General features: G+C 65.9%; 2 protein-coding genes. One reads left to right on the forward strand and one right to left on the reverse strand.

Going from position 1 to position 2,766, the window contains the following annotated elements; translation table 11 throughout:
- The first annotated feature begins 40 nt into the window (after nucleotides 1-40).
- Nucleotides 41-559, forward strand: a complete 519-nt coding sequence (locus tag NK1_RS34845; protein ID WP_157104551.1) for a hypothetical protein — start codon at nucleotides 41-43, stop codon at nucleotides 557-559.
- Between the two features lie 702 nt (nucleotides 560-1,261).
- Here the strand turns inward: NK1_RS34845 and NK1_RS32000 are convergent.
- Complete coding sequence (locus tag NK1_RS32000) at nucleotides 1,262-2,563, reverse strand: cytochrome P450 (RefSeq protein WP_063014814.1); 1,302 nt, start codon at nucleotides 2,561-2,563, stop codon at nucleotides 1,262-1,264.
- Nucleotides 2,564-2,766: the final 203 nt, after the last annotated feature.

Here is a 2,766-nt window from a genome sequence, read left to right on the forward strand (position 1 = left end):
GCCACCGACAGCTCCGTAGTTAGGGCTTACTCATATCCGCATGATGGTCGATGCAGTCACCATCGGCAACGGTATGGCCACAACCGTTGAGATCCAGCGGCAGCAGTTCGGATTCGGTGAACTGGTTCAGGCGGCTAACTCGGTTACCGCTTGTTTGGCCGGAATCCAGGCATTGATCAGCGCAGGCAACCGCCGCGGTTCACCGTCCTCACCGCACCATCGCGAAGTCACGCCGTTTGGCACCACGCGATGGCGGGCCGGCCACCCGAGCCCGAACACCGTGGTCTCCACGGTCGGACAAAGGCCAGGTGCGGGGGCGGTGCAGTTCCGCCCACACCGGTGTGAAGGCTGGATTGCCGAGGTATCGCCCGTGCGCGGCGGTTTCCGCCGTCACCTCGTCGCTGTCGAGAACATCGAGCGCGTAGGCGATTTCGTCGGGCGATCCGTCGATATCGAGGAGCCGCAGGCTGGCGAAGTGACCGAATCTGCCGGGAGGCCGCGGACAATCGAGGCGCCGAATTCGTTGACCTCATGGCTCAGCGCGCGGGCGGAGCGGTAGTCGCCCAATGTGTGCCGGAGGACACCGGCAGCGTCGCGGTGGCAATGCGTTGCTCCTCTCAATCCGCGATATGTCCCCCGCCCTTGTACTCATCGCCGTGCTCGGCGCGTGTGCCGATCACAGCCAGTTCGACCTCTCAAGTGTGAAGGGCCATTCGGTGACGATGCTCATTCGTCCATGCGCGGCTTCGGGCCTACCCTGGGATCGGTGATGGTCGGCCGGGGCGGGCTTGCCGGAAACTGCAGTGGGACTTGGCGGGCACCCGGTTCTTGCTGACCGATGAGTCCGGCGCTCCCGAGCTACCCACCCGCCCGGGACGCCGTGGCGCTCGGCCAGCCGAGTCGAAAGCTGGAATTTCTCTTCGATCTTGCAACCACCGGCTCTGCGAGGTCCACTGCGACCGCAGCCCGCAGAGGTCTACCCTGACCACCTGAACAGTGACGCCGCACTGCCTCCTTGAGCCCGCCAACCGAAAACGAACATCCGCCAGGCCGGACCAGTGTCGGCGAAATCCGATCTGCGGTGGCCCTTGTAGGCCGTCCGCTAGCGGATTCTGCGTCGTGAGCTCGGGCCAGTATTTGTTGTGGCGCAACAGGACCGGCTGAGCAACAATGTCGCCGAAGCAGCTCCTTCGGGGTCTGCCGCGCCGCTGCCGCCACATGAACGGCGCTCCACTCCGCGAACATACGCCGTCAATGCCGGTCAGCCGACAGGCTGGTGACTGCGCACGCGCGGACCGGTGTGCGCCGGAAGGCGCTCGTAACCGTGGAGCGTGAACAGTGGTCGGCGGGTGGGCGGATCGGTCAGTCGCAGATCCGGAAAGGTGTCGAAGAGCGCACGCAGGGCATGGGCGGCCTCCATCCGGGCCAGACCGGCGCCCAGGCAGACATGAATACCGCTGCTGAAGGACAAATGATCGCCGGCGTTGTGGCGGGTGATGTCGAAACGGGCCGGCTCGGTGAACACGGCCGGGTCACGATTGGCGCCGGCCAACGACAGCACCACGGTCGAACCCGCGCGCAGCCGGGTTCCGCCGATTTCCAGCTCGGTGCGCGTGGTGCGTGCGGTGGCCTGAACCGGCGGATCGATCCGTAAAATTTCCTCGACCGCGTTGGGCCACAGGTCGGGTTCGGCGCGCAACCTGTCGAGCTGGCCGGGGTGGTGCAGCAGCCAGGTGATGCCTTTGCCGATCAGGTTGACCGTGGTTTCGAAGCCCGCGGCCATCAGCATGGTCGCTGTGGTGGACAGTTCGTGGGTGGACAGATCGCTTCCGGTGACCAGGTTGCTGAGGATGTCGTCGCCGGGGTCGGCTCGCAGGCGCGCGATGTGCGCGAGAAGGTATTGGTGTACGCGTTCCGAGGATTCCATCGCTCGCTGATGCGTCCGCCACGAGATCCCCAGGTCGAGCAACGGGCTGATGTCGTCGCCCCAACGCAGGAACATCTCGCGGTCGGAGTCCGGGAAACCGAGCATCTCCGAGATGATGGCGATGGGCACCTGCGCGGCGTATTGCGCCACCAGTTCGGCGGGGCCGTCGTCTGGCAGGGTCGCGAGTAGTTCGTCGGTGACCGCCTCGATCCTTGCGCGCAGCCGGGCGATGGCACGCGGGGTGAAGGCCGCGGTGACGGGCTTGCGCATGCGGGTGTGCTCGGGCTGGTCGATCACCAGCATCGACGGGGGATCCACCGGGGTCGGTGGCAGGGGCCGGCGCTGCAGGGCGCGTCGGATGGGGCGGGGCGCGAGTTCGGTCGGTACGCCGACACCGAAACGTTTGTCGCGCAGTATTTCCCGCACCATCTCGTGATCGAAGGTGATCCATACCGGGTGGGCCCGGCGCAACCCTCCTGTCCCGCGCATCTGCTCGATCAGGGCGTAGGGATTCTCAATACCTTCCTGGCTGCCGATCAACCGCGCAAACAGATCGCCGCGCCGCAGCTGCACCTTCTTGAACAGGAGGATGACTCCGTGGTTGTTGACCCACCGATACATGTACTGCGGTTTCATCGAGCCCTCCGTCATTGGTCTGCCGCACCCCCGTGGGAGGTTGGAATAGTGCATGTCCGTGAGTCTGGGCCAGGTGGAACGGTTGGCGCCCGTCGCGGTATCGGGCGCCAACCGTCTGGCACGCATCCGCCCCCCGCGCTGTCACTCGGCGCAGGTCGAGATCGCCGGCTCGGAGGCCGGCCTCGGAACGGGCCGGACGCTCG

The organism is Nocardia kruczakiae NBRC 101016, from assembly GCF_001612965.1.
Lineage (GTDB): Bacteria > Actinomycetota > Actinomycetes > Mycobacteriales > Mycobacteriaceae > Nocardia > Nocardia kruczakiae.